This is a genomic window from Dyella terrae (assembly GCF_004322705.1).
Classification (GTDB): Bacteria; Pseudomonadota; Gammaproteobacteria; order Xanthomonadales; family Rhodanobacteraceae; genus Dyella_D; species Dyella_D terrae.
In genome coordinates this window covers 257,005-280,227 of the sequence record NZ_SIZZ01000003.1, presented here as the reverse complement: position 1 = coordinate 280,227, position 23,223 = coordinate 257,005, and the positions used below count along the sequence as shown (strand labels likewise).

The following is a 23,223-nucleotide window of genomic DNA, read 5'->3' as shown; positions in this document are numbered from 1 at the left end:
GCGATGGCATCACATACGCAAGAGCACGTCAGCGTGGAGCGCGCGTTATGCCACCACAGGCTCGACCATGTGGCGGAGCACACCCGCGAGGCTGCGCAGGTCCTGCGCGTTATGCGTACCCACCCGCGAGAGCTTGTCACTTTTGCCCAGACGTAAATAGTCCAGCCACGCTTGCGGCGCTTCGGAACCCGGAAGATCGTCTTCACGTACCACACCAAGCAGCTCGCGCTCGACCGTCGCCAGGCGGCAATTGGCCCAGATGCCACGCCAGCGTCGACGAACGGGGTGAAGCAGGTCGATATGCGGCCGGTCAGCAAAGGGATTGGACTGCCGTGCGAGGCGATAGCGCGTCGCCAGCAGCGGTGCGTCATAACACTTGCCGTTGTAGCTGACGAGCACGTGCCCGGGTTGAAGCTGCGCCGCGACAGCCTCGAGCATCGTCGTTTCGGCCTGCAAGGTGGTGATGAGCCATTGGCGCACACGGAAACCGCCCTCGTGCCAGTCGGCCATGCCGATCATGAAAGCCCGCGTGCCCGTGCCGCCGGCCAGCCCCGTCGTCTCCGTATCGAAAAAGACCAGACGTGCGGGATCGATGTGTTGCGGCACCTTGGCGAAGCTTGCATCAAAGGGGGCCGGAGGCTCGGGCCAGGGCGTGTGCAGCGTCGTCAGGCGCAATCCGGGTGCGATCTCGTCTCCGCCCAGGGGCTCATGCTTCACCCCCGGTGGTGCGCGACGTGCGGAGGGTTGGCGCACGCGAAGCAGGCGGGCGAAATCCGTGCTGCGCGCAGGAGACACGCTGGGAACCGATGCCAGCGCAGATTTCGGCGCCGCGGGCACAACGCCCGCCTGCTGCCTGAGCGCGCGAAGCTTGCCTGCCAGACCGCTCATAGCGCGGCAACGAGGTCGAGCACGCGCGTCGCCAGCTCCTTGATGCTGGTGCCCGCCTGCTCGTCGATAGCGAGCACCGGGCCGACGCAAGCAGGACAGCCCACGTGGCAGTCGCAGCGATCGACCAGCGTGCGCGCCAGCCGGACCAGGTCCTCGCGTCGCTCGAACAAGGGGGCACTAAGACCCACGCCGCCGGGAAAGGCATCGTAGAGGTACAAGGTGGGCGTGAACGGCCCGGTCGCGACACTGGCATCTTCGCCCCAGCTCGAGCGCACCTGGGCGCGACCGCTTTGGTCCGGCGTGGCAAACCAGGCGCCGTCACCGCTGCCGACGGCTTTCTGCAAGTCGCGCGCTTCGGCCATCACCGCCACGGTAGCCACGATATGCAGGGCGTGCGCGGCGGCAAGGAAGCCATCCAGCGCCTCCTGCCGATGATCGAAGGCCTGCTCGAGGGCGTACTGCGGGATCTGCCACCACACGGCCGTGGTGTGCAGCTCCAGATCGGGAAGATTCACCGGCCCATAGCCGATGTTTTCATGCGTGTAGTAGCGGATCTTCTTGTACCCCGCCACGCGTCGCGCCACGTGCACTTCGCCGTGATGTGCGCTGCCGCGTCCGGCCGATGAATCGCCGAAAGGCTCCAGCACCTTGAGCTTGGTGTAGTCGATGGCGTCGGTGTAGTAATCGACATGCGTGCGCTCGACGTAGGCTTTGCGACCTGTCCAGTCCAGACGCTCCACCTGGTAGGGCACCGACTGGATCATGTGGATGGCGCCTTCGTACAGCGTGAGCGCGGCGGCGCTGTAATCGACTTCGGCGACGATGGTCTGGCGCCCGTCGGTGCGATCGACGACGACGAAGTTGCCATCGGCCACCGAACGCAGCGACACCGCATTGGCCGGATAACTGTCGGCGATCCATTCGAAACGCCCGCCTTCCTGATGCAACACGCCCTCCTCCGCCAGCACCTCCAGCCACGGCGTGGCGTCCTGCGTGCCGAAGGCATCGCCGGGCGCGAAGGGGAGCTCGAACGCCGCACAACGAATGTGATCGAGCAGGATCAGCGGTTGGTCCTGGGCGATGCGCGCATGCTCCGGCGGTGCGGACTGGAAGAACTCAGGATGCCGCACCAGGTATTGATCGAGCGGATCGCTGCTGGCGACCATCACGCCCAGCGACGCTTGCTGGCGGCGCCCCGCGCGGCCGAAACGCTGCCATGTCGCCGCCACGCTGCCGGGATAGCCATTGAGGATCACCACGTCCAGCGCGCCGATATCAACGCCAAGCTCCAGGGCTGACGTGCTGACGATGCCGTCCACGGAACCGGCGCGCATCTCGCGCTCCGCCGCGCGACGTTCGGTGGGCAGGTAACCACCCCGATAAGCACGAATGCGCGCCGGCTTGCGCGGGTCGTGGTCGAAGACATCCTTGAGGTACTTGGTCAGCACCTCAACCATCAGGCGCGACTGCGCGAATACCAGCGTCTTGAGTCCGCCACGGATGGCCGTTCGCGCAATGCGATTGGACTGCGAACGCGCCGACGCGCGCAATCCCAGCTCACGATTGACGACAGGCGGGTTCCACAGCAGCACATGCTTTTCGCCCGTGGGCGCACCACTGTCGAGGATCGGCGTCACCGGTTGTTCGATCAACGCGCTCGCATGTTCGGCGGGATTGCCGATCGTCGCCGAGCAGAGAATGAATTGCGGTGACACGCCATAGAACGCACACACGCGCCGCAGGCGACGAATGACATTGGCCACGTGCGAACCGAACACGCCGCGATACGTGTGCACTTCGTCGATCACCACGTAACGCAGGTTCTCGAAGAACTGCGCCCACTTCGTGTGATGCGGCAGGATCGCCTGGTGCAGCATGTCCGGATTGCTGACCACGATATCGCCATGCAGCCGGATGGCCTGGCGCGCGTCGCCAGGCGTATCGCCATCGAAGGTGAAGGCCTTCACGCCCAGGTCGCCGGCCTGGTTGAGCTCAAGCAGCTCAGCGACCTGATCCTGCGCCAGCGCCTTGGTGGGAAACAGATACAGCGCCTTGGCGCGATCGCGCACGGCTGCGGCGACCACCGGCAGCGTGTAGCACATCGACTTGCCCGAGGCCGTTGGCGTGGCGATGACCAGATGCTCGCCGCGCTGGGCGGCGTCCCAGGCCTGCGCCTGATGGTGATACAGCTGGTCGAGCCCGCGCGAGCGCAGCGCCTGCACGAGGCCTGTCGGCAAGTCCGCGGGAAACGGCGCATACCGTCCCTCCCGCGCCGGGATCACGAACGTGCCGGTGATCCGGTCGCGATAGCGCTTCGCCAGACGCCCGGCCAGTTCACCGCCACCATCCATCCGCTGAAGCCCGCCTCCCTCATCGTCGGATTGAGCTTCGATGACGGAAGGCAAGGCGTTCATGACAGGCACTCCTGGGCGGGGTGCCATTGGAGGGGTTTACCGTCTCACAGGCTGAGACGGACGCAGCTCACCAACGAAAACGGGGCCCGCAGGCCCCGTCGTCGTCTAACCCGTCACCGCCTTACAGCGCCGCCAGCGCCTCGTTGAACGTGGCGCTCGGACGCATCGCCTGGCTCACCAGGGCGAGATCCGGGTGGTAGTAACCATGGGTGTCGACCGGCTTGCCCTGGGCGCCGTTGAGCTCGCCCACGATCTTCGCCTCGTTTTCGCTCAGCACGGTGGCCAGCGGGATGAAGCGTGCCTTGAGGTCGGCGTCGTCATTCTGTCCGGCCAGGGCCTGGGCCCAGTACATGGCGAGGTAGAAATGGCTGCCGCGGTTGTCCAGCTCACCGACCTTGCGGGCCGGCGACTTGTTGTTGTCGAGGATCTTGCCGTTGGCCTGGTCCAGCGTCTTGGCCAGCACGGCGGCCTTGGCGTTGTTGTAGCGGTTGGCCAGATGCTCCAGCGAAGCGGCCAGCGCGAGGAACTCACCCAGCGAATCCCAGCGCAGGTAGTTCTCTTCCAGGAACTGCTGCACATGCTTGGGTGCCGAACCACCCGCGCCCGTCTCGAACAGGCCGCCACCGGCCATCAGCGGCACGATCGACAGCATCTTGGCGCTGGTACCCAGCTCCATGATCGGGAACAGGTCGGTGAGGTAGTCGCGCAGCACGTTGCCGGTCACCGAGATGGTGTCCTGGCCCTTGCGGATGCGGTCGAGCGACAGGTGCGTGGCTTCCACCGGCGACAGGATCTGGATGTCCAGGCCGCTGGTGTCGTGATCCTTCAGGTAGCGCTGCACCTTGGTGATCATCTGCGCATCGTGCGCGCGCTTGGGATCGAGCCAGAACACGGCCGGCGTGCTGCTCAGGCGTGCGCGCGAGACAGCAAGCTTGACCCAGTCCTGGATCGGCGCGTCCTTGGTCTGGCACATGCGCCAGATATCGCCGGCTTCGACGTTGTGCTCCATCAGCACGTTGCCGTTCGCGTCGGTGACGCGCACCACGCCGTCGGCGGCGATCTGGAAGGTCTTGTCGTGCGAGCCGTATTCCTCGGCCTTCTGCGCCATCAGGCCGACGTTCGGCACGCTGCCCATGGTGGCCGGGTCGAAGGCGCCATGCTGCTTGCAGTCTTCGATCACCGCCTGGTACACGCCGGCGTAGCAGCGATCGGGGATCAGGGCCTTGGTGTCCTGCAGCTTGCCCTCGGCGTTCCACATCTTGCCCGAGTCGCGGATCATCGCCGGCATCGAGGCGTCGACGATCACGTCGCTCGGCACGTGCAGGTTAGTGATGCCCTTGTCGGAGTTGACCATCGCCACGGCCGGACGCCTGGCGTATTCGGCCTGCACGTCGGCGACGATTTCCGCCTGCTTGTCGGCCGGCAGCGCGCCAATACGCGCGTAGAGATCGCCGATGCCGTTGTTGGCATCGAAGCCGATGCTCTTGAGCGTATCGGCGTGCTTGGCCAGCACGTCCTTGTAGAACTCATGCACCACCACACCGAACATGATGGGGTCGGACACCTTCATCATGGTGGCCTTCAGGTGCAGCGAGAACAGCACACCCTTCGACTGGGCATCGGCAATCTGCGCATCGACGAACGATGCCAGCGCCTTCTTGCTCATCACGGCCGCATCGATGAGTTCACCGGCCTGCAGGGCGGTCTTTTCCTTCAACACGCTGGTGCTGCCGTCCTTGCCGACCCATTCGATCTTGACGCTGCCTGGCTGCTCGATCAGCACGGACTTTTCGCTGCCGTAGAAGTCGCCGGCGTCCATGTGGGCCACGTGCGTCTTCGAATCCGAGGCCCACGCGCCCATGCGATGCGGATGCTTGCGTGCGTAGCTCTTCACCGAAGCCGGGGCGCGACGATCGGAGTTGCCTTCGCGCAGCACCGGGTTCACCGCGCTGCCCTTGGTGCGGTCGTAGCGCGCCTTGGCGTCCTTCTCCTGATCGTTCTTCGGCTCGTCCGGGTAATCCGGCAGCGCGTAACCCTGCGACTGCAGTTCCTTGATGGCGGCCTTCAGCTGCGGCACCGACGCGCTGACGTTCGGCAGCTTGATGATGTTGGCCTCCGGCGTCGTGGCCAGCTGGCCCAGTTCGGTCAGGTGGTCGCCGATTTTCTGGTCGTCCTTCAGCACGTCGGGGAACTGCGCAATGATGCGGCCCGCCAGCGAGATGTCGCGCGTTTCCATGGCAATGCCGGCGGTGGCGCTGAACGCCTCCACGATCGGCAGCAGCGACTGCGTCGCCAGGTAGGGGGCTTCATCCGTCAGCGTGTAGATGATCTTCGGCGTGTTGGACATGGGGACTGTGGCCTCTTGCTTGCGACTGCTTTGGATAGGTCGGCCGGCGGGAACATCGCCGGCGTACGTACGGCCCGATCACTGACCCGGGCTACCGCGGCGGCCAGTGCCGGAAACTCCTTATTGTGGCGTTTTGGCCATGGCGGGAAAAGCCACGTTCGGCGTACGCGGACGTATGGGCAAGGAGCGCAGCGTATCGGGCAAGCGCTTGCGTGGCGGTCACGCCAGGGCTGCTAACGTGGTTCCGACCACGGACGGGGACAGGGAAAACCCAATGGCATCAAGGAGAAACTCATGCCGCGCCTGATACCCACCTGCCTCCCGCTGCTGTTCCTCGGTGCGACGATGCCACTCCTGGCGGGCGAAGCCGTCTCCGAAACCCTGCTCAGGTCGTCAGCGGCATGGGACGGCACGGCCTATGCGAGCTATCCGTCCGGATCACCGCAGGTCAGCGTCCTGAAGATCACCCTTCCCCCGCACACCATCCTCCCCTGGCATCGCCATCCGGTGATCAACGTGGCCTATGTCACCGACGGCAGCCTGCACGTGGAACGCCGGGATAACGGGCAGACGCGAGTCGTTCGCGCGGGCGACGTGCTGCCTGAGCTGGTTGACGTCGTGCACCGCGGCTACACGAAAGAGCAGCCGACATCGCTGATTGTGTTCTACGCCGGCGCCGAGGGCTGGCCCATCGCCGTACCCGACGCGCCGCCATGACTTCATGAAAACATGGGCGGCAATGCCGCTACGGCCTCATGGAAAAAGGGCGGCAAAGCCGCTACGGCCTCATAGAAAAAGGGCGGCAAAGCCGCTACGGCCTCATAGAAAAAGGGCGGCAAAGCCGCTACGGCCTCACAGAAAAAGGGCGGCAAAGCCGCCCTTTACCCCTTCGCGATGCATGGCGCGCTCGCTCACTTCACTTCAAAGTCCTTCGAACCGGCAGGCTGTCCGTTGAGCGTGACGTCGACCTTGTACTTGCCGACCGGCCAGCCATCGGGCTTGCTGATTTCAAACGACGTTGTCGCCGGCCCCACGGGCGCGATCGACTTGCTGTCTTCCTTTACCGTCTGGCCATCCTGGAACGTCCACTTCGCGGCCACCGTCGCGGTACCGCTACCGGTCGTGGAGACGGCTGCATAGATCGCATCCTTCGGCGCAAACGTCGTCGTCGCGGTTGTCACCTTCTGGTCGCCACCGACCGCATTGCCCAGGTCGATGGATGCCACGGCGACCGGTTCATTGGCCGGAGGCGTGGCGGCCGGTTGCTCAGCGGCAGGCGGTGTGCTCGGTGCCGTCGATTCGACGCTGGATTCTTCTTTCTTGCCGCAGGCGCTGAGCGCCAGCGCGAACGAAAGGGCGAGTGCGGTCGCGGATATCAGGCGAATGGGATTCATGCTTGCGTCTCCTTCAGGATTTGGCGGGGATCTTCAACACTTGTCCGGGCTTGATCACATCCGGATTGCTGAGCTGGTCGCGATTGGCGTCGAAGATCGGGTGCCACGCATTGGCATTGCCATAGAAGTGTTTGGCAATCTTCGACAGGTTGTCACCGGACTGAACCGTATAGGTTTGTTCGGTCGACGGTGCGTCGGGCGCGGTGGACGCGACGTGGCTTTCGACGTTGCTGAAATCAGCTTTCGGTGCGTCCGCAGCGGTGGACTTCACGCTGCTTTGCACATTGGAGAAATCGGGCTTGCCCGTTTCATTACCCATTGAACGCTACTCCTTCCCGTGGGGGGAGCAGTGTTAGTGGTTAGGCGGTTAATGTGATGTGAGGAGGTGCGCGTCGCCATGTGAGCGCGCGGTGCAGGACATGCACATCGAGGCAGTCATCGACTGCCTCGCACCTCCGTTCGCAGATACGCGCGTTACTCGACGTTCGCCGGTGCGAGGCCGCTCACGCGACGCGCGCGACGGCGCGCTCGCCACGCCTTCCAGTGATCAGACAGGCAACTGAAGATCACATAAAGGGCAGGCGTACTAAGCAGGGTGAGACTCTGCGAAATGATCAGGCCACCGATCAGCGCGATGCCCAGCGGACGGCGCAACTCGGAACCTTCGCCCAGGCCGATGGCAATCGGCATGGCGGCCAGGATCGCCACCATCGTGGTCATCATGATCGGGCGGAAGCGCACGATACACGCTTCGCGCGCGGCCTCCAGCGGTGGCTTGCCATGCTCGCGCTGAGCGACCAGCGCGAAGTCGATCATCATGATCGCGTTCTTCTTCACGATACCGATCAATAGCACCAACGCAATCTGCGCAATCATCGACAAGTCGGTGTTGGTGACCCAGAGCGCCACCAGCGCGCCCACGCCAGCTGCCGGCAACGTCGAAAGAATCGTCACCGGATGGATCAGGCTTTCGTACAGCATGCCCAGCACGATGTAGACCGTGATCACCGCAGCCGCGAGCAACCACAGCATGCCGCTCTGCGACTGCTGGAAGCGACGGAAATCGCCGCCGACATTCAGCCGGATGTCGCCCGGCATGCGCATGTTCTTTGCCGTTGACTGCACGATCATCATCGCTTCGCCCATGCTGACATTCGGCGCCAGATTGAAGCTGAGATCCATCGTGGTGTACTGGTTCTCGTGCGCGATCTGCGACGGCGCCACGCCAGGCTCCTGCCGCGCCAGCGCGGTCAGGGGCACCATCTCGCCCTTGTTGGACGCCACATAGATGCGGTTGATCGCATCGGGCGTGGCCGTCTGCGCAGGCAGCGCGTTCAGTACCACCTTGTACTGATTGATATCCGAATAAATGGTCGACACCTGGCGCTGGCCAAAGGCGTTGTAGAGCGCGCCATCGATGGTGCCGATGCTCACGCCCAGGCGCGCGGCCTTGTCGCGGTCAATCACGATGTTCTGGCGCAAACCGGCATCGTCGATGTCCGAGCCGACGTCCTTGAGCTTGGGATTCTTCTTCAGCTCGGCGACCAGTTTCGGCAACCATGTCTGCAGTTCGTCGGAATTATTGCCCTGCAGGGAAATCTGGTACTGCGCGCCCTGCCCTTGTCCGCCACCGCCACTGGGCAGGTCCTGCAAGGGACGCAGGCGCACGTTGAGGTCGGGATACTGGTTGGCCTTGGCACTCAGGCGCGCCAGCACGTCAAAGGTGTTTTCCTTGCGGCCTTCCGCGCGCGTCTTCAGCTCAATGCTGAAGGAGCCGGCCGTGCCCTGTCGGCTCGTGCCCAGGCGTGAGCTCACCGACTTCACCGCCGGATCGGACAGCAACATGTTGGTGATGCGTTCCTGGCGCTTGATCGTCTCGCCGAACGACACCGTCGCGCTCGACGTGGAGCGCGCCCAGATCAGTCCCGTGTCCTGCGGCGGGAAGAAACCCTGCTTGACCACGCCGAAAAGGACGATCGTGAGGAAGATCAGCGCCAGCGGCGTCAGCGCGAAGGCCAGCGCGTGCTTGAGCGAGAAATTCAACGCGCGCGTGTACACCCCAAGCATGCGCTCGTGGAACCGCTCCAGCATGTCGCCAAAGCGCGACGGCTTGGCGTGGTGCGCATGACCGCTGAGGAACCGGCCGCACAGCGAAGGCGTCAGGGTGAGCGACACCAGCGCGGACATCGCGATGGCCGCCACCAGCGTCATGGTGAATTCGTGCATGAACAGACCGGTGATGCCACCGGCGAACAGCAGTGGAATGAACACGGCGATCAGCGAGGCCGTGATCGACACGATGGTGAACCCGATCTCCTTGGCACCGGCCAGCGTCGCCTCGAAGCGCGACATGCCCTGGTCGATGTGGCGAATGATGTTCTCGATCACCACGATCGCGTCATCCACGACGAAACCGATGGCGATCACGAGCGCCAGCAACGTCAGGTTGTTGAGCGTGTAACCAAGCAGGTGCATCACGATGAAGCCGCCGGCCAGCGAGAGCGGCACGGCAACGGCTGCAATCAGCGTGGGTGCGAGGCGACGCAGGAACAGCGCCATGGTCAGCACGACCATGGCCAGGCTGATCAACAACGTTGCCTGCACTTCATGCAACGACGCGCGAATGGTGGGCGTGCCGTCGAAGTACGGCGTCAGCACCGTGCCTGGCTGCAGGTACGAGCGCAGGGTCGGGATGAGGTCGCGGACCGAATCGACGGTGGCGATCACATTCGCGCCGGCCTTCTTGTACACGTACATCAGGATCGCGGGCTTACCCTGGAACCATGCAGCCTGGTAGGCGTCCTGCGTGCCGGCATAGACCCTGCCCACGTCCGACAGGCGCACCGGCGTGCCGTTTCGCATCGCGACCACGAGGTTGGCGAAGTCCTGCGCGGTCTTCAGCTGGTCGTTGGCGGTGATCGCCATCGTCGTCTTGCCGTCGGACAGGAAACCTACCGGCGACGTCACATTGGCGGCCACGAGTGCGTTGCGCAGCTGATCGGGCGAAAGCCCCATCGAGTTGAGCGCTCGCAGGTTAAGGTCCACGCGGATGGCCGGCGTGGCCGCACCGGCGATATCCACCGACGAAATGCCATCGAGCTGGCGCAGGCGTTGCGCGAGCAGCGAATCGGCGACGTTGTAGAGGTCCGCGGCGTCCTGGGTCTCGGAGGTCAGCGCAAACGCGATGATCGGATCGTCGTTCGGATTGGCCTTCTGATAGCTCGGCGAGCTGTTGAGTCCCGGCGGGAGGTCTGGCGCAGACGCATTGATGGCCGCCTGCACGTCACGCGCGGCAGCGTCGATGTCGACGCCGCTCTGGAGCATCAGGAACACCGACGTGCTGCCCTCGGAACTGCGCGAACGCATGGTGTCGATGCCCGGCACCTGCCCCAGATGCCGCTCCAGCGGCGCGGCCACCGTCGAGGCCATCGTGCTGGCATCGGCGCCGGCCTGGCTGGCCTGCACGAAGATCACCGGGAACTGCATGTTCGGCAGCGCCGCCACGCCAAGTAGCGAATAGCAGATCATGCCCAGCACGAACACGCCCATGGCGAGCAGCGAGGTGCCGATCGGTCGGCGGATGAACGGGCCGGAGATGTTCATGCGATCAGCTTAGTTCCGTTGTTTGCTTGCCGTCGCGCATGAGAACGTGAAGCGGCTCCTTCCGCCTTAACGCATCAGCGCGCCGTGGGTTGAATGGCGAGGAAATCATGGTCCCGTTCCACGCCGAAAGGGGCGAGACCTGTCGGCCCCGCCCCTCGTTTGTCCCGCCATGGACGATCCGGTTGTCGGCAGGTGGCGTCACGCCGCCGTGCCGGTACCCGGTGCCGCCCGTTCCAGCGCACGGCGCTCGCGGCGCACGCGCAACCAGTCGGAGAATCGCTCCATGTACAGATAGATCACCGGCGTGGTGTAAAGCGTCACAAGCTGCGAGAGCAGCAGGCCGCCGACGATCGACACGCCGAGCGGGCGACGCAGCTCCGAGCCGATGCCCGTGCCCAGTGCCAGCGGGAGTGCACCCAGCATGGCGGCGGCAGTGGTCATCATGATCGGGCGGAAGCGCAGCAAGCACGCGCGTCGGATCGCTTCCACCGCGTTCATGCCGGTGCGCTGCGCCTCGATCGCGAAGTCGATCATCATGATCGCGTTCTTCTTCACGATACCGATCAGCAGCACGATACCCACGATGCCATCCACCGACAGGCTCATGCCGCAGAGGATGAGCGCCAGCAGCGCGCCCACGCCTGCCGGCGGCAGCGTCGAAATGATGGTCAGCGGATGGATGTAGCTCTCGTAGAGCACGCCCAGCACGATGTAGATCACCACGATGGCGGCAAGCAGGAGCAGCACTTCATCGCCCAGCGAGGAGGAGAACTCCGCCGCCTTGCCGATGAACTGGCCGCGAACCTGCGGCGGCAGGTTGAGTTCGGCTTCCACTTTGTGGATCGCATCGACCGCATCGGACAGCGAATAGCCCTGGGCGACGTTGAAGGACAGCGTAACGGCCGGCAGCTGCTGCTGGTGGCTGACCACGAGCGGCGCGCTGGTGACTTCGGCGCTGGCCAGCGAAGCGATCGGAATCGTGCCGCCGCCGCCGACCTGGAAGCCGACGTTGCCCGTGCTGCCGATACCTGACGGCGTGGCGGAGTTGCTCGAGGTCACCTGGCCGAAGCTGGTGGCCGTGCTGCCCGTGAGTGCGCCGTTGCCATTGCCGCGCACCGTGAGCTTGTTCAGCAGGTCGCGGCTGGTGCGGAATTCCGGTGCCACTTCCAGCACCACGCGGTACTGGTTGAGCTGGGTGAAGATGGTCGAAATCTGGCGCTGGCCGAAGGCGTCGTACAGCGTGTCGTCGATCGTCTGCACCGGCACGCCCAGGCGGCTGGCCTTCTCGCGATCGATGGTCAGCTTGAGCGCGTTGCCGCTGTCGGCCAGATTGTTGTCGACGTCGGACAGCTCGGGACGCTTGCGCATCGCCTGCGTCATCTGCGTCGCGTACTGCGCCAGCTCCTTCGAGTTAACGGCCGACAGCGAGTACTGGTACTCGGTGGCGGCAACGCGCGTATCGAGCGTCACGTCCTGCACGGGCTTGAGGTACAGCGCCACGCCCGGGATCTGCGCCACGGCGTTCTGCAGGCGCGGCATGATCGTGTCCAGGCCCTCGCGATCGCCGCGGTCCTTCAGCACGATGCTGAGCTGGCCCTGGTTGAGCGTCGGGTTGATCGAGCCGGCGCCGATGAACGCGGCCACGCCACTGACGGCCGGATCCTGGCGCAAGGCATTGGCCACGGCCTGGGTACGCTGTTCCATCTGCGGGAAGGCGACGTTCTGGTCCGCCTGCACCACGCCCGTGATCAGGCCGGTGTCCTGCTCGGGGAGCAGGCCCTTGGGGATCACGATGTAGAGGAACACCGTGAACACCACCGTGATGGCGGCGACGGTCAACGTGAAACGCTGGTGGTCCAGCACCCAGCCCAGCGTGCTGTCGTACAGGTCCACCGTGCGCGACCACACCGTGCGCTTGCCGGCAGCAGCGTGACGCTCATGCGCATCGTCGCCTTCCGGCAGCGCATCGGGCTTGAGCAGGTAGGCGCACATCATCGGCGTCAGCGTCAGCGACACCAACATCGAGATGGCCACCGCGATCGTCAGCACCCAGGCGAACTCATGGAAGAGTCGGCCGGTGACGCCCGGCATCAGCAGCAGCGGCAGGAACACGGCGATCAGCGAGACCGTCAGCGACAGCACCGTGAAGCCGATTTCCTTCGCGCCGATTTCAGCCGCTTCCTTGCCGCTCTTGCCCTGCTCGATGTAGCGCACGATGTTTTCGATCATCACGATCGCATCGTCCACGACGAAGCCTGTCGCGACGGTCAGCGCCATCAGCGAGAGGTTGTCCAGCGACATGCCGGCGAAGGCCATCACGCCGAACGTGCCCATCAGCGACAGCGGCACCGCCACCGACGGAATGATCGTGGCCCACAGTCGGCGCAGGAAAGCGAAGATCACCGCCACCACGAGGCAGACGGTCAGGATCAGGGTGAACTGCACGTCTTCCACCGACGCGCGGATGGTGACGGTACGGTCAGCGAACACATCCAGGTGCACGTCGGCCGGCAGCACGCTGCGCAGCTCCGGCATGATCGAGCGGATGTGCTCGACGGTCTGCACGATGTTCGCACCCGGCTGGCGGCGGATGTCCAGCAGTACGGCCGGCTTGCCATTGGCCCACGCGGCAAGCTGGTCGTTTTCCACGCCATCGATCACGTTCGCCACGTCGGAGAGACGCACGGGCGAGTTGTTCTTGTACGCGATGATCGTGTTTTTGTATTCGGCAGCGTCGGCGAGCTGATCGTTGGTGCCGATGCTGTAGCTCTGGGTCTTGCCGTTGAGCGTGCCCTTGGGCGCGTTCACGTTGGCCTGGGTCAGCGCGGCGCGCACGTCTTCCAGGGTCAGGCCGAGGTTGGACAGCTGCGCCGGGTTCACCTGAATGCGCACGGCCGGACGCACGTTGCCGGCGATGGACACCAGGCCCACGCCCTGCACCTGCGAGAGCTTCTGCGCCAGGATCGAGTCGGCGATGTTGTTGATGTCACGCAGCGGCAGGCTGTCGGACGTCAGTTTGAGCGTGAGGATCGGCGCATCGGCCGGGTTCACGCGGTTGTACACCGGCGGATACGGCAGGTTGTTGGGCAGCGTGCCCTTGGCCTGGCTGATCGCCGCCTGCACGTCCTGCGCCGCGATGTCGATATCGCGATCCATCGAGAACTGCAGCACGATGGTCGACAGGCCCGCGGACGAATCCGAGGTCATCATCGACAGGCCGGAAATCTGGCCGAAGTTGCGCTCCAGCGGCGTGGTGATCAGCGCAGCCATCGTGGATGCGCTGGCACCCGGATACTGCGTGGTCACGACCAGGCTGGGCGCATCGATTTCCGGCAGCGCCGAGACCGGCAGCTGTCGGTAACCGAGGATGCCGAGCAACAGCACCGCCACCATCAACAGTGAGGTAGCGATCGGTCGGCGAATGAAGAGCGTCGAGAATCCCATGGATATGCCGTCAGTTATGACTTGCTAATGCGAGGCGTGCGATCCATTGCAGCACCGTGGGGTAAGGGGGTATCCGGCGGTCAGGAGCCGATCGCGGCTGCGCGGCTGGCAAGGGCTCCACCCTTGTTTGCCGGGCGCCACGCGATCGTTCGATCGCATGGCACCACTTGCTCCTGCCCGTCCTTCGGCATCAACCGCGACGGCGTCCGCCGCCCTGGCCGTTCTGCTTGGCCTTCTGCAGCTCTTCGGCCGTCGGCGCAGCGGGCACTTCACCCGGCTTGAGCGCCTTGACCTTGCTGCCCGGCTTCAGGCGGAACTGACCTTCGGTCACCACGGTGTCACCCGAGGCGAGACCGGAGCCGATCATCACGTGGCTGTCGCCCACTTCGCCGGCAACCTTCACCGGCTGCATCTTGACCGTGCTGTCGCCCTGCACCTGATAGACGTAATCGCCATCCGGGCCGCGCTGCACCGCCTGCGACGGGATCACCAGGCCGCCACTCACCGTGCGGACCTTCAGGCGCACGTTGACGAACTGGCCCGGCCACAGGTCGTTCTTTTCGTTGGTGAACTGCGAACGAAGACGGAACGTGCCGGTGGTGGTATCGATCTGGTTGTCGATCACGTTGAGCACGCCGCCTTCGGCGATCGGATGCGCATCGACGCGATCCAGTGCCGTCACCTGCAACGGTTCGGCACCGCGGGCTGCGCCACGCACCATCTCAAGGTTCTGCTCCGGCAGCGTGAACATCACGTAGATCGGATGGATCTGGGTGATGGTGACGATGTTGCTCGCCGTGGTGACCAGGTTGCCCGGGTCCACGCCGCGAATGCCGGTAACGCCGTCGATCGGCGACAGCACCTTGGTGAAGCCCAGCTGCACCTGCGCGTTGTTGATCGCGCCCACGTCGGCTTCCACAGAGGCCTTGTACTGCGCCACGGTGTTGCGCAGCGTGTCCAGGTCCTGCTTGGAGATGTAACCCTGCGGCGCCAGGTTCTGGCTGCGCTCGAGGTTCGAGCGCGCGGTGGCGAGCAAGGCCTCGTCCTGCTGCTTCTTGGCCAGGGCCTGGTCGTACTGGGCCTGGAACGTGCGCGGATCGATCTGCGCAAGCACGTCGCCCTTCTTCACTTCCTGGCCTTCCTTGAAGTTCAGGCTCAGCAGCTGGCCGGTGACCTGCGGATTGACCGTCACCGTGTTGAGCGCCTGCACGGTGCCCAGGGCGGTCAGGTAGACCGGCACGTCTTTCTTCACCACGGGCTCGACCGTGACCGGCACCGGTGCCTGGTCCTTGTCGTCACCCTGGCCCTGGCCACCGGGGCCACCCTGGCCACCACGGCCGCCTTGCTGGCCTGCCTGAGCACCAGCCGCTCCCGGCTTATGCATCAGGTGATATCCGACCCCCACCACCAGAACCACGGCGACGACGATCAGCGCGATCTTCCAAAAACGCGACATGAAAAAAGACTCCTGGATTAAAGGCGGGCCACCCGACCCCACCGTGCGCAGCTTGAGCGCCAGATTTGTACGACGGGTGAAAGGATAGGGGCAGAACAACGAAATGGAACAATGCCAGTTGACACGGGTACGGCATGACCGATGGCAGGGACGTGGCCGTTGTCGGCCCATAGCCTGATGGCTTTAGATGACAAGGAATGTCGAAGGTTTCAGGGGCGGGGCGCCGGGCTCCGTCGGGGCGCGTCGAGGCCCCCGTGGAACGCCCTGCCGGCTGGCCCTGCGGCAAAATGGGCATGGACAGCCTGAAAACTCTCCTTTCCTTCGTCTATAATCCCCCGTCTTGTTGCCCGGACCGGCCCCTCCCGGGGTGGTTCCCACTGAACTGGAGTACTTGCGTGAGCGGTTCCATGACCAAATCCGACCAGAGCTTCATGCGCAGCTTTTCCTTGCTGATCGCGGGCCTGGGTGTGCTGACCCTGCTGTTGATCGGCGGCGCCTGGATGATCTACGACGCCGCTCCCAAGGAGACCAACCCGGAAGCGTCGAAGCGAGTCGCCGAGCGCATTGCCCCGGCGGGTGCCGTGTACGCTGGCGATACCGGCCGTGCCGCCATGCAGGAAGCCGCCGACGCCGCCGCCAAGGCCGCTGCCTCGCAGGTCGCCTACGGCGGCTCGACCGACGGCAAGACCATCTACGACAACCTGTGCCATAGCTGCCACACCGCCGGCGTTGCCGGTGCGCCGAAGCTGGGCGACAAGGGTGCCTGGAGCGCCCGCATCGCCGAGGGCCTGGACACGCTGGTCAAGCACGCGATCGAAGGCTACAAGGGTCCGGACGGCAACTTCATGCCGGCCAAGGGCGGCAACCCGGCCCTGACCGACGAGCAGGTCAAGAACGCCGTGCACTGGATCGTCGACCAGGCGAAGTGATTCGCTTTGCCGGTTGAGTGAAAAAGCCGCCTCCGGGCGGCTTTTTTGTTGTGCCGGGCCGGCGACACTCCTCTCCCTACCGCCATTCACCTACTCCCGACGTGCCGTCATTCCGGCGCAGGCACGTAGACCGGAGCCCTAGCTGACAGGTGTGCCATGACATGGTTTACGCCGCAACCGCAGCGAGGAGACCTGGTGGGGTAGCGCACCGACAAGCCTCGCGGCCCCTGGATGCCGGCTTTCGCCGGCATGACGACGTGAGAGGGTGAGGTGGCAACCGTGTGTGTTCGTCACTGGGTGCCTGCCTGCGCAGGCATGACGGTGTTTTTTGGATGTGCGGTGCAAACCGTGCGTGGTCGCCCCTGGATTATTCGCTGCCCCCCCCCCCTTCCGGGCCGACCGCCGATCGTTCTGCGCCCCGCTTTCAGCGGTGGGGCGGATAGCCAACGGTCGGACGTTAGTTGGCCTCACCGGTGATGACTTGAGCCTGCGTGTCCCGTGAGACACGTCTCTAACGTGAGCGCGCACCCCGCTCTCAGGCCATTTTCTTTGGGTTACTTTTATTTTGGGCCAGCAAAAGAAAAGTGACTCGGCCGACGGCAGTCGGTCGAAACGCCCGCTGCGTAAGCGGCCCGGTCGCGATATCGCACAGATGAGCCTGATCGCCCCTGGATGCCGGCTTTCGCCGGCATGACGACGTGAGAGGGTGAGGCGACAACCGCGTGTGGTCGCCACTGGGTGCCTGCCTGCGCAGGCATGACGGTGTGCTTGGGGCGTGCGGTTAAAACCGGACGTGGTCGCGTGTGGATGGCGGCTTTCGCCGCCATGACGACCTTGGGGGAATGTGGCGACAACTACGCCTGGTCGCACATGGATTATTCGCCGCGCCCACCCCTTCCGGGCCGACCGCCGATCATTCCGCGCACCGCTTTCAGCGGTGGGGCGGATCGCCAACGGTCGGACGTTAGTTGGCCTCACCGGTGATCACTTGAGCCTGCGCGTCCCGTGAGACACGTCGCTAACGCAAGCGCACCCCGGCTCTCATGCCATTTTCTTTGGGTTACTTTTCTTTTGGGCAAGCAAAAGAAAAGTGACTCGGCCGACGGCAGTCGGTCGAAACGCCCCCGCGGCGTAAGCGGCCAGGTTGCGGTTACGCACAGATGAGCCATGTCGCCCCTGGATGCCGGCTTTCGCCGGCATGACGACGTGAGAGGGTGAGGCGACAACCGCGTGCGGTCGTCACTGGGTGCCTGCCTGCGCAGGCATGGCGGCCATGAAAGTCAGCATCCCGGAACCAGCGACGCCCCGTCCTCACGTCACCGACCCACATTCCCCCGCCACTCCTCCGCAAATCCCATCAGCTGCGGAAAAAACGCCTCGAATCGCTCCCTGAGGCCGGCATCCCGCTCCGCCAGCACCGGCATCGCCGTCCCCACCGGATTGGCGCGGGTCAACCGATGCGACACGCCACGGAACGCCCGGTCCAGCTCCACCGGATCGGCATAGCCCGCTGGCAGGTCGTGGGCATCCATGTAATCCCGGAACCGGCGCATGGCATCCGGCAGCAGGTCGTCATGCCGATGCAGCAGATCGTGGATACGGCGTGAATAGTCAGCCAGCGGAACATCGCTCCAGCGCGCAAAGTCCCGCGCCAGGTCATGGTCGAACCACATGTCCAGCAGGATGCCGCCATAGCGGCGATAGGGGGTCGGCAGCATCGCCTTGGCGGCAACGACTTCCGGGTGGGCATCGGTATAGACATCGATGGCGCGATGCAGGCGAATGCCGTCGAGCACGCGCGCCGGCAGCATGTCGTCCTCCAGGCGACCGTGGACGAAATCGCCCATCAGGCCGCCGAGCACCAGGCCTTCGTCGTCACCGGCCAGCAGGGCATGCGCCAGGTGGTTCATGGCGCGCGGCCCGGGCGCAACGGACGTTGAACGTGTCCGGCGGTTATCATCTTGCGCATGGATCCCATTGCCCTGCCCACTCAACCCGATACGTTTCCCGACCAGGCGGCCAGCTTCGCGCTGGACGGCCCGGCCGGCAAGCTCGAATGCATTAGCGATGTCGCCGAGCGCACCGAAGCGCGCCGCGGCACCGCCGTGATCTGCCATCCGCACCCGCTTCAGGGCGGCACGATGCACAACAAAGTGGTGACCATGGTCGAGCGCGCCCTGCGCGAATCCGGCCTGGACACGGTGCGTTTCAATTTTCGCGGCACCGGTGCCTCCGAGGGCGTCTTCGACAATGGCAACGGCGAAGGCGACGACCTTGCCGCCGTGGTCGCATGGGTGCGCCAGCAACGACCCGACGACGCCTTGTGGCTGGCCGGCTTTTCCTTTGGCAGCTACGTATCGATACGCAACACCGTGCGCCTGGGCGCGAACGCGCTGATCAGCATCGCCCCGCCGGCCGGACGCTGGGATTTCGCCCATCTCGATCCGCCGCAGTGTCCCTGGCTGGTGGTTCAGGGCGAGGAAGACGAGATCGTCGACCCGCAGGCTGTCTACGACTGGATCGACAGCCTGGCGAAAAAGCCGGAGCTCGTGCGCATGCCCGAAACTAGCCATTTCTTCCATCGCCGCCTGATGGACCTGCGCGGTGCCATCAAGCACGCCGTCCACGAGTGGCTGCCGCCGCTGCGCGGCTGACCATAGCCATCCCGTTCTCATGAGTGAAGCACCCACGATCGCGCCCAGCGCGCGCTACCAGGAAGGCGTCGCCGCGCATCGTTGGGAGTCCGATCCCGCGCAGCTGGCCGTCCTCCCGGAATTCGACCGCATGCACGCCGCGCTCTGCGCCGCGCCACCGGCCAACAGCGGCTTGTTCGGCAAGCTGCGCTCGCTGTTGGGCAACGAAGAGCGCGAGGCCGTGCCCGGCCTTTACCTCTGGGGCAGCGTCGGTCGCGGCAAGACGTTCCTGATGGACCTGTTCGTCGCCAGCCTGCCGCACGGCGTCGCCCTGCGCCGCCACTACCACCGCTTCATGGGCGAGGTGCACGAGCAGCTGCGCGACCTGGGCGAGCGCCAGGATCCCCTGCTGGAAGTGGCCAACGGCATCGCCGCACGTTGCCGCGTGCTTTGCCTGGACGAATTCCTCGTCAATGACATCGGCGACGCGATGATCCTGGGCACCTTGCTCGACGCGCTGTTCGCGCGCGGCGTCAGCCTGGTCACCACGTCCAATACGCAGCCGGCGAATCTCTACAAGGACGGCCTGCAGCGCGCGCGCTTTCTCCCGGCCATCGCGCTCATCCAGAAACAGTGCCACGTCGTGGAAATGATCTCCTCGCGCGACTGGCGCCTGCGCCAGCTGTCGCAGGCGCCGGTGTACTTCACGCCGCCAAGCGCCGAAGCCGAGCGCGCGCTGTCACGCATCTTCACCACGCAGGCCACGGGCGATATCCAGGAAGGCGGCGACCTCATCGTCAACGACCGCCCCATTCCGATACGCAAGCGCGCCGAGAACATCCTCTGGTTCGAGTTCGATGCCCTTTGCGAAGGCCCGCGCGCCGTCGCCGATTACATCGCCATCGCCAAGGCCGGCCCGGCGGTGATCGTGTCCAATGTGCCGCAGTTCAGCGTCTACACCGACGATGCCGCGCGACGCTTCGTGCTGCTGGTGGACGAGTTCTACGATCGCCACGTCAAATTGATTCTCTCCGCCGCCACGCCCATTACCGACCTGTATGACGGTGACCGCCTGCGCGCCGAATTCGGTCGCACGGAATCGCGATTGATCGAAATGGGCAGCGAGGAATACCTGGCCTCGGCGCACCGGGCGGACTGATCGATATCGAGGCAGGGGTTTAACTGCTAACGTGTGGCGCCCGCTGACTTCGGAAACCGCCATGCGCCATCTTCTCCTTGCCGCCCTGCTCGTATGGAGCGCCGCTGCCACGGCCGCGCCGGACGACGAGTTCACCACGCGCGTCACCCAGGCCAAGTTGAATGAAGGAAGCCTTACCGGCCCCGATTACCAGAAGAAGCTCTGGGCGAAGATCGGCAACCCGACCACCGACGCGCTGAAGGCGTGCATCGCGAGCATTCCGAACGCAAACAAGGCGCCGTTCACGCTGGTGGCCGATGTGCAAAAAAATGGATCGCTGACGCGGGTCGAAGTGCGGCCGACGACGGATGTGGCGACCTGCCTGATGGGCAAGTTTGCGACGTGGACGGTGCCACCACCGCCGGAGAGCCCGGTGCCGTATCCGATTGAAGTGGACTTTACGATTACGCCGTAATTGCACGGCACTTCTACGCCATCTTTCATGGACGTCATTCCGGCGCAGGCCGGAACCCAGTCACGTCATTTTTCACTGGATTCCGGCTTTCGCCGGAATGACGGCCATAGGGAGGTAAAGGTGGTGATGACATCACCCCAACTCCCGCGCCATCGCCTCCCGCATCAGGAACTTCTGCACCTTCCCCGTCACCGTCATCGGAAACGACGTCACGAAGCGCACGTAATGCGGCACCTTGTAATACGCCAGGTGCCGGCGGCAGAAATCCTGGATCTCCGCCTCGGTTGCCGTAGCCCCTTCACGCAGATGGACCCACGCACACACCTGCTCGCCGAACTTCGCATCGGGCACGCCGAAGACCTGCACTTCCTGCACCTTCGGATGCGTGTACAGGAATTCCTCGATTTCGCGCGGATACACGTTTTCGCCGCCGCGGATAATCATGTCCTTCAGGCGGCCGACGATCGTGCAGTAGCCCTCGTCGTCGATCACCGCCAGATCACCCGTATGCATCCATCCCGCTGGATCGACGGCTTCGGTCGTCCTGGCCGGATCTTCCCAGTAACCGAGCATCACCGAGTAGCCGCGCGTGCATAGTTCCCCGGTTTCACCGCAAGGAACGATTTCGCCCTGCTCGTTGACCAGCTTCACTTCGACATGGGGATGCACGCGCCCCACCGAAGCGACGCGCCGCTCCAGCGGATCCTCCGGCACCGTCTGAAAGCTCACCGGACTGGTTTCGGTCATGCCGTAAGCGATGGTCACCTCGCTCATGTGCATCTCGTTGACCACGCGCCGCATCACTTCGATCGGACACGGCGAGCCGGCCATGATGCCGGTGCGCAGGCTGCTCAGGTCAAACTCACGAAACTGCGGATGATCGAGTTCGGCGATGAACATCGTCGGCACGCCATGCAGCCCGGTGCAGCGCTCCGCGGCCACTGTCTCCAACGTGGTCAGCGCATCGAAGCCCTCGCCCGGAATCACCATGCAGGCCCCATGCGTCACGCAGGCAAGGTTGCCCAGCACCATGCCGAAGCAGTGATAGAACGGCACCGGGATGCACAGGCGATCCTGCTCGGTCAGGCGCATCGACTCGCCGACGAAATACCCGTTGTTGACGATGTTGTGGTGGGTGAGCGTGGCGCCCTTGGGGGCCCCGGTCGTGCCCGAAGTGAACTGGATGTTGGCCGGGTCATCGAAGGCCAGGCTCGCCGCCTGTTCGCGCATCCGGGACAGGGCGTCGGCGGAAGCCAGCGCAGCCAGCTCGCTCCAGCGCCGTGTACCGGGCGCGGGCTCGTCGTCGAGCAGGATCACCTCACGCAGGGAAGGCACCCGAACCGAGGCCAGCGCGCCGGGCGCCGCCAGGGCCAGCTCGGGGGCAAGCTCCAGCAGCATCTCCAGGTAGCGGGACGTCTTGAATCGCCGCGGCAGTACGAGGGCCCGGCACGCGACCTTGTTGAGGGCGAACTCCAGCTCGTGCAGGCGATAGGCCGGATTGATGTTGACCAACACCAGGCCCGCCATCGGCGCGGCAAACTGCAGTACCACCCATTCGGCCCGGTTGGGCGCCCAGATGCCAATACGTTCGCCCCGGGCCAGCCCCAGCGCCAGCAGCGCCGCCGCCACCCGCTCCACTTCGGCATGGAACTGGCCGTACGTCCGCCGCACCGACTGCCCGCGCACCACCAGGGCGGGGCGGTCCGGGTGGGTGGCGGCGATGCGATCGAGCAGCTGCCCCACCGTCTCGCCCAGGAGGGGTTTGTCGCTGGCTCCGTGGACATAGCTGGGACTGGGGCGCATCGATGGGTTTCCGGACAAGGGAAAGGCAGCTTACGTCGGCGCAGGAAGGATCGGACCCCCGACCTTGGGCGGAGCCGGCGCCTCCCGGGCCCGGCCGACGACGATTGCACCCGGATGCATGGCATCCCTCCAAAATTCCTAGCGCCGCGAGCCAATTATTTTGCCGCCGGCGCCACCCCTTGCCCCGCCTCGTCCCAACCCACTTATCCACCGTTTTCTACACAGCTTTTGCACAATCTGTTGGGTTGACCGAACCGGTTCTCCCCGATATGTTGTGCCCCGTCGGTGACCACCCCCGGAATTGTCCTAAGGGGTGGAGAAGAGGGAATCCGGTGAAAGTCCGGGACTGCCCCGCAGCGGTAAGCGGTAACGAACGCCACCTCACGGCACTGGTCGCACCCGACTGGGAAGCCATGGCGATTCGGCGGGCCGCAAGGCCCATAGCCGCAAGTCCGAAAACCTGCCGACACACGCGGGCCTGAGTGCCTGCGTGGGTAAGTGGTGGCGGCTTCCGCGGGGAGGCGCGTCGATTCGCAGGGCGCCATGCCTTGCCGACCGACCGTCCGCGACATCCGCCCCCAAGTCTCAGCCCCTGCGCGCGGGAGCAGGTAGTTGATGAACGTTATTCCTGGCCTGGAGCGATGCCGCATGCACCCTATTGATACCGACTCGCGCGAGCGCACTGACGACCGCGCAGAC

Annotated in this window: 15 protein-coding genes and 1 riboswitch; of the genes, 5 read left to right on the top strand and 10 right to left on the bottom strand. The window is 64.8% G+C overall.

Annotation, left to right across the window (positions count from 1 at the left end; all coding sequences use genetic code 11):
• Window positions 1-45 precede the first annotated feature (45 nt).
• The 3 genes from EYV96_RS16635 to EYV96_RS16625 all read right to left on the bottom strand — a co-directional run bounded on the left by EYV96_RS16635 (window position 46) and on the right by EYV96_RS16625 (window position 5,649).
• Complete coding sequence (locus EYV96_RS16635) at window positions 46-888, bottom strand: ribonuclease H-like domain-containing protein (RefSeq protein ID WP_131152691.1); 843 nt, start codon at window positions 886-888, stop codon at window positions 46-48.
• The gene (locus EYV96_RS16630) at window positions 885-3,302 is read right to left on the bottom strand and encodes a DEAD/DEAH box helicase (protein WP_131152690.1); all 2,418 of its coding nucleotides are present in this window, start codon (window positions 3,300-3,302) and stop codon (window positions 885-887) included. The genes EYV96_RS16635 and EYV96_RS16630 overlap by 4 nt, the downstream gene beginning before the upstream one ends.
• 121 nt (window positions 3,303-3,423) lie before the next feature.
• Complete coding sequence (locus tag EYV96_RS16625) at window positions 3,424-5,649, bottom strand: NADP-dependent isocitrate dehydrogenase (RefSeq protein WP_131152689.1); 2,226 nt, start codon at window positions 5,647-5,649, stop codon at window positions 3,424-3,426.
• Between the two features lie 294 nt (window positions 5,650-5,943).
• Between EYV96_RS16625 and EYV96_RS16620 the strand changes: the two genes are divergently transcribed.
• Window positions 5,944-6,366: a cupin domain-containing protein gene (locus EYV96_RS16620; RefSeq protein ID WP_131152688.1), complete on the top strand. Its 423-nt coding sequence runs from the start codon at window positions 5,944-5,946 to the stop codon at window positions 6,364-6,366.
• Window positions 6,367-6,560: 194 nt separating this feature from the next.
• Here the strand turns inward: EYV96_RS16620 and EYV96_RS16615 are convergent, their stop codons facing one another.
• The 5 genes from EYV96_RS16615 to EYV96_RS16595 form a co-directional block, all read right to left on the bottom strand.
• Window positions 6,561-7,043: a hypothetical protein gene (locus EYV96_RS16615; RefSeq protein WP_131152687.1), complete on the bottom strand. Its 483-nt coding sequence runs from the start codon at window positions 7,041-7,043 to the stop codon at window positions 6,561-6,563.
• A gap of 13 nt (window positions 7,044-7,056) precedes the next feature.
• A complete protein-coding gene (locus EYV96_RS16610; RefSeq protein ID WP_131152686.1) occupies window positions 7,057-7,362 on the bottom strand; it encodes a LysM peptidoglycan-binding domain-containing protein in 306 nt (101 codons plus the stop codon).
• Between the two features lie 155 nt (window positions 7,363-7,517).
• Window positions 7,518-10,646, bottom strand: a complete 3,129-nt coding sequence (locus EYV96_RS16605; RefSeq protein WP_131152685.1) for an efflux RND transporter permease subunit — start codon at window positions 10,644-10,646, stop codon at window positions 7,518-7,520.
• A 198-nt stretch (window positions 10,647-10,844) separates the two neighbouring features.
• The gene (locus EYV96_RS16600) at window positions 10,845-14,090 is read right to left on the bottom strand and encodes an efflux RND transporter permease subunit (RefSeq protein ID WP_131152684.1); all 3,246 of its coding nucleotides are present in this window, start codon (window positions 14,088-14,090) and stop codon (window positions 10,845-10,847) included.
• 190 nt (window positions 14,091-14,280) lie between these two features.
• Window positions 14,281-15,546 carry an efflux RND transporter periplasmic adaptor subunit gene (locus EYV96_RS16595; RefSeq protein ID WP_131152683.1) on the bottom strand — a complete coding sequence of 422 codons (1,266 nt, stop codon included), beginning with the start codon at window positions 15,544-15,546 and terminating at the stop codon, window positions 14,281-14,283.
• 407 nt (window positions 15,547-15,953) lie between these two features.
• Between EYV96_RS16595 and EYV96_RS16590 the strand changes: the two genes are divergently transcribed.
• Window positions 15,954-16,475 (top strand): c-type cytochrome, encoded by a 522-nt coding sequence (locus tag EYV96_RS16590; RefSeq protein WP_131152682.1) that lies wholly within the window; start codon window positions 15,954-15,956, stop codon window positions 16,473-16,475.
• 1,316 nt (window positions 16,476-17,791) lie between these two features.
• On the opposite strand, the gene EYV96_RS16585 is transcribed toward EYV96_RS16590, so the two are convergent.
• Window positions 17,792-18,385 (bottom strand): acyl carrier protein phosphodiesterase, encoded by a 594-nt coding sequence (locus EYV96_RS16585; RefSeq protein WP_131152681.1) that lies wholly within the window; start codon window positions 18,383-18,385, stop codon window positions 17,792-17,794.
• Between the two features lie 57 nt (window positions 18,386-18,442).
• Here EYV96_RS16585 and EYV96_RS16580 point away from each other — a divergent pair, with 57 nt between their 5' ends.
• The 3 genes from EYV96_RS16580 to EYV96_RS16570 all read left to right on the top strand — a co-directional run bounded on the left by EYV96_RS16580 (window position 18,443) and on the right by EYV96_RS16570 (window position 20,721).
• Window positions 18,443-19,129, top strand: coding sequence for an alpha/beta hydrolase (locus EYV96_RS16580; protein ID WP_131152680.1), 687 nt, complete (start codon window positions 18,443-18,445; stop codon window positions 19,127-19,129).
• Window positions 19,130-19,148: 19 nt separating this feature from the next.
• Complete coding sequence (zapE, locus tag EYV96_RS16575) at window positions 19,149-20,267, top strand: cell division protein ZapE (protein ID WP_131152679.1); 1,119 nt, start codon at window positions 19,149-19,151, stop codon at window positions 20,265-20,267.
• Between the two features lie 61 nt (window positions 20,268-20,328).
• Window positions 20,329-20,721, top strand: coding sequence for a peptidase C13 (locus tag EYV96_RS16570; RefSeq protein ID WP_240732635.1), 393 nt, complete (start codon window positions 20,329-20,331; stop codon window positions 20,719-20,721).
• A gap of 132 nt (window positions 20,722-20,853) precedes the next feature.
• Here the strand turns inward: EYV96_RS16570 and EYV96_RS16565 are convergent, their stop codons facing one another.
• Window positions 20,854-22,524, bottom strand: coding sequence for an AMP-binding protein (locus EYV96_RS16565; RefSeq protein WP_131152678.1), 1,671 nt, complete (start codon window positions 22,522-22,524; stop codon window positions 20,854-20,856).
• A 267-nt stretch (window positions 22,525-22,791) separates the two neighbouring features.
• A riboswitch (cobalamin riboswitch) is annotated at window positions 22,792-23,006 on the top strand.
• Window positions 23,007-23,223: the final 217 nt, after the last annotated feature.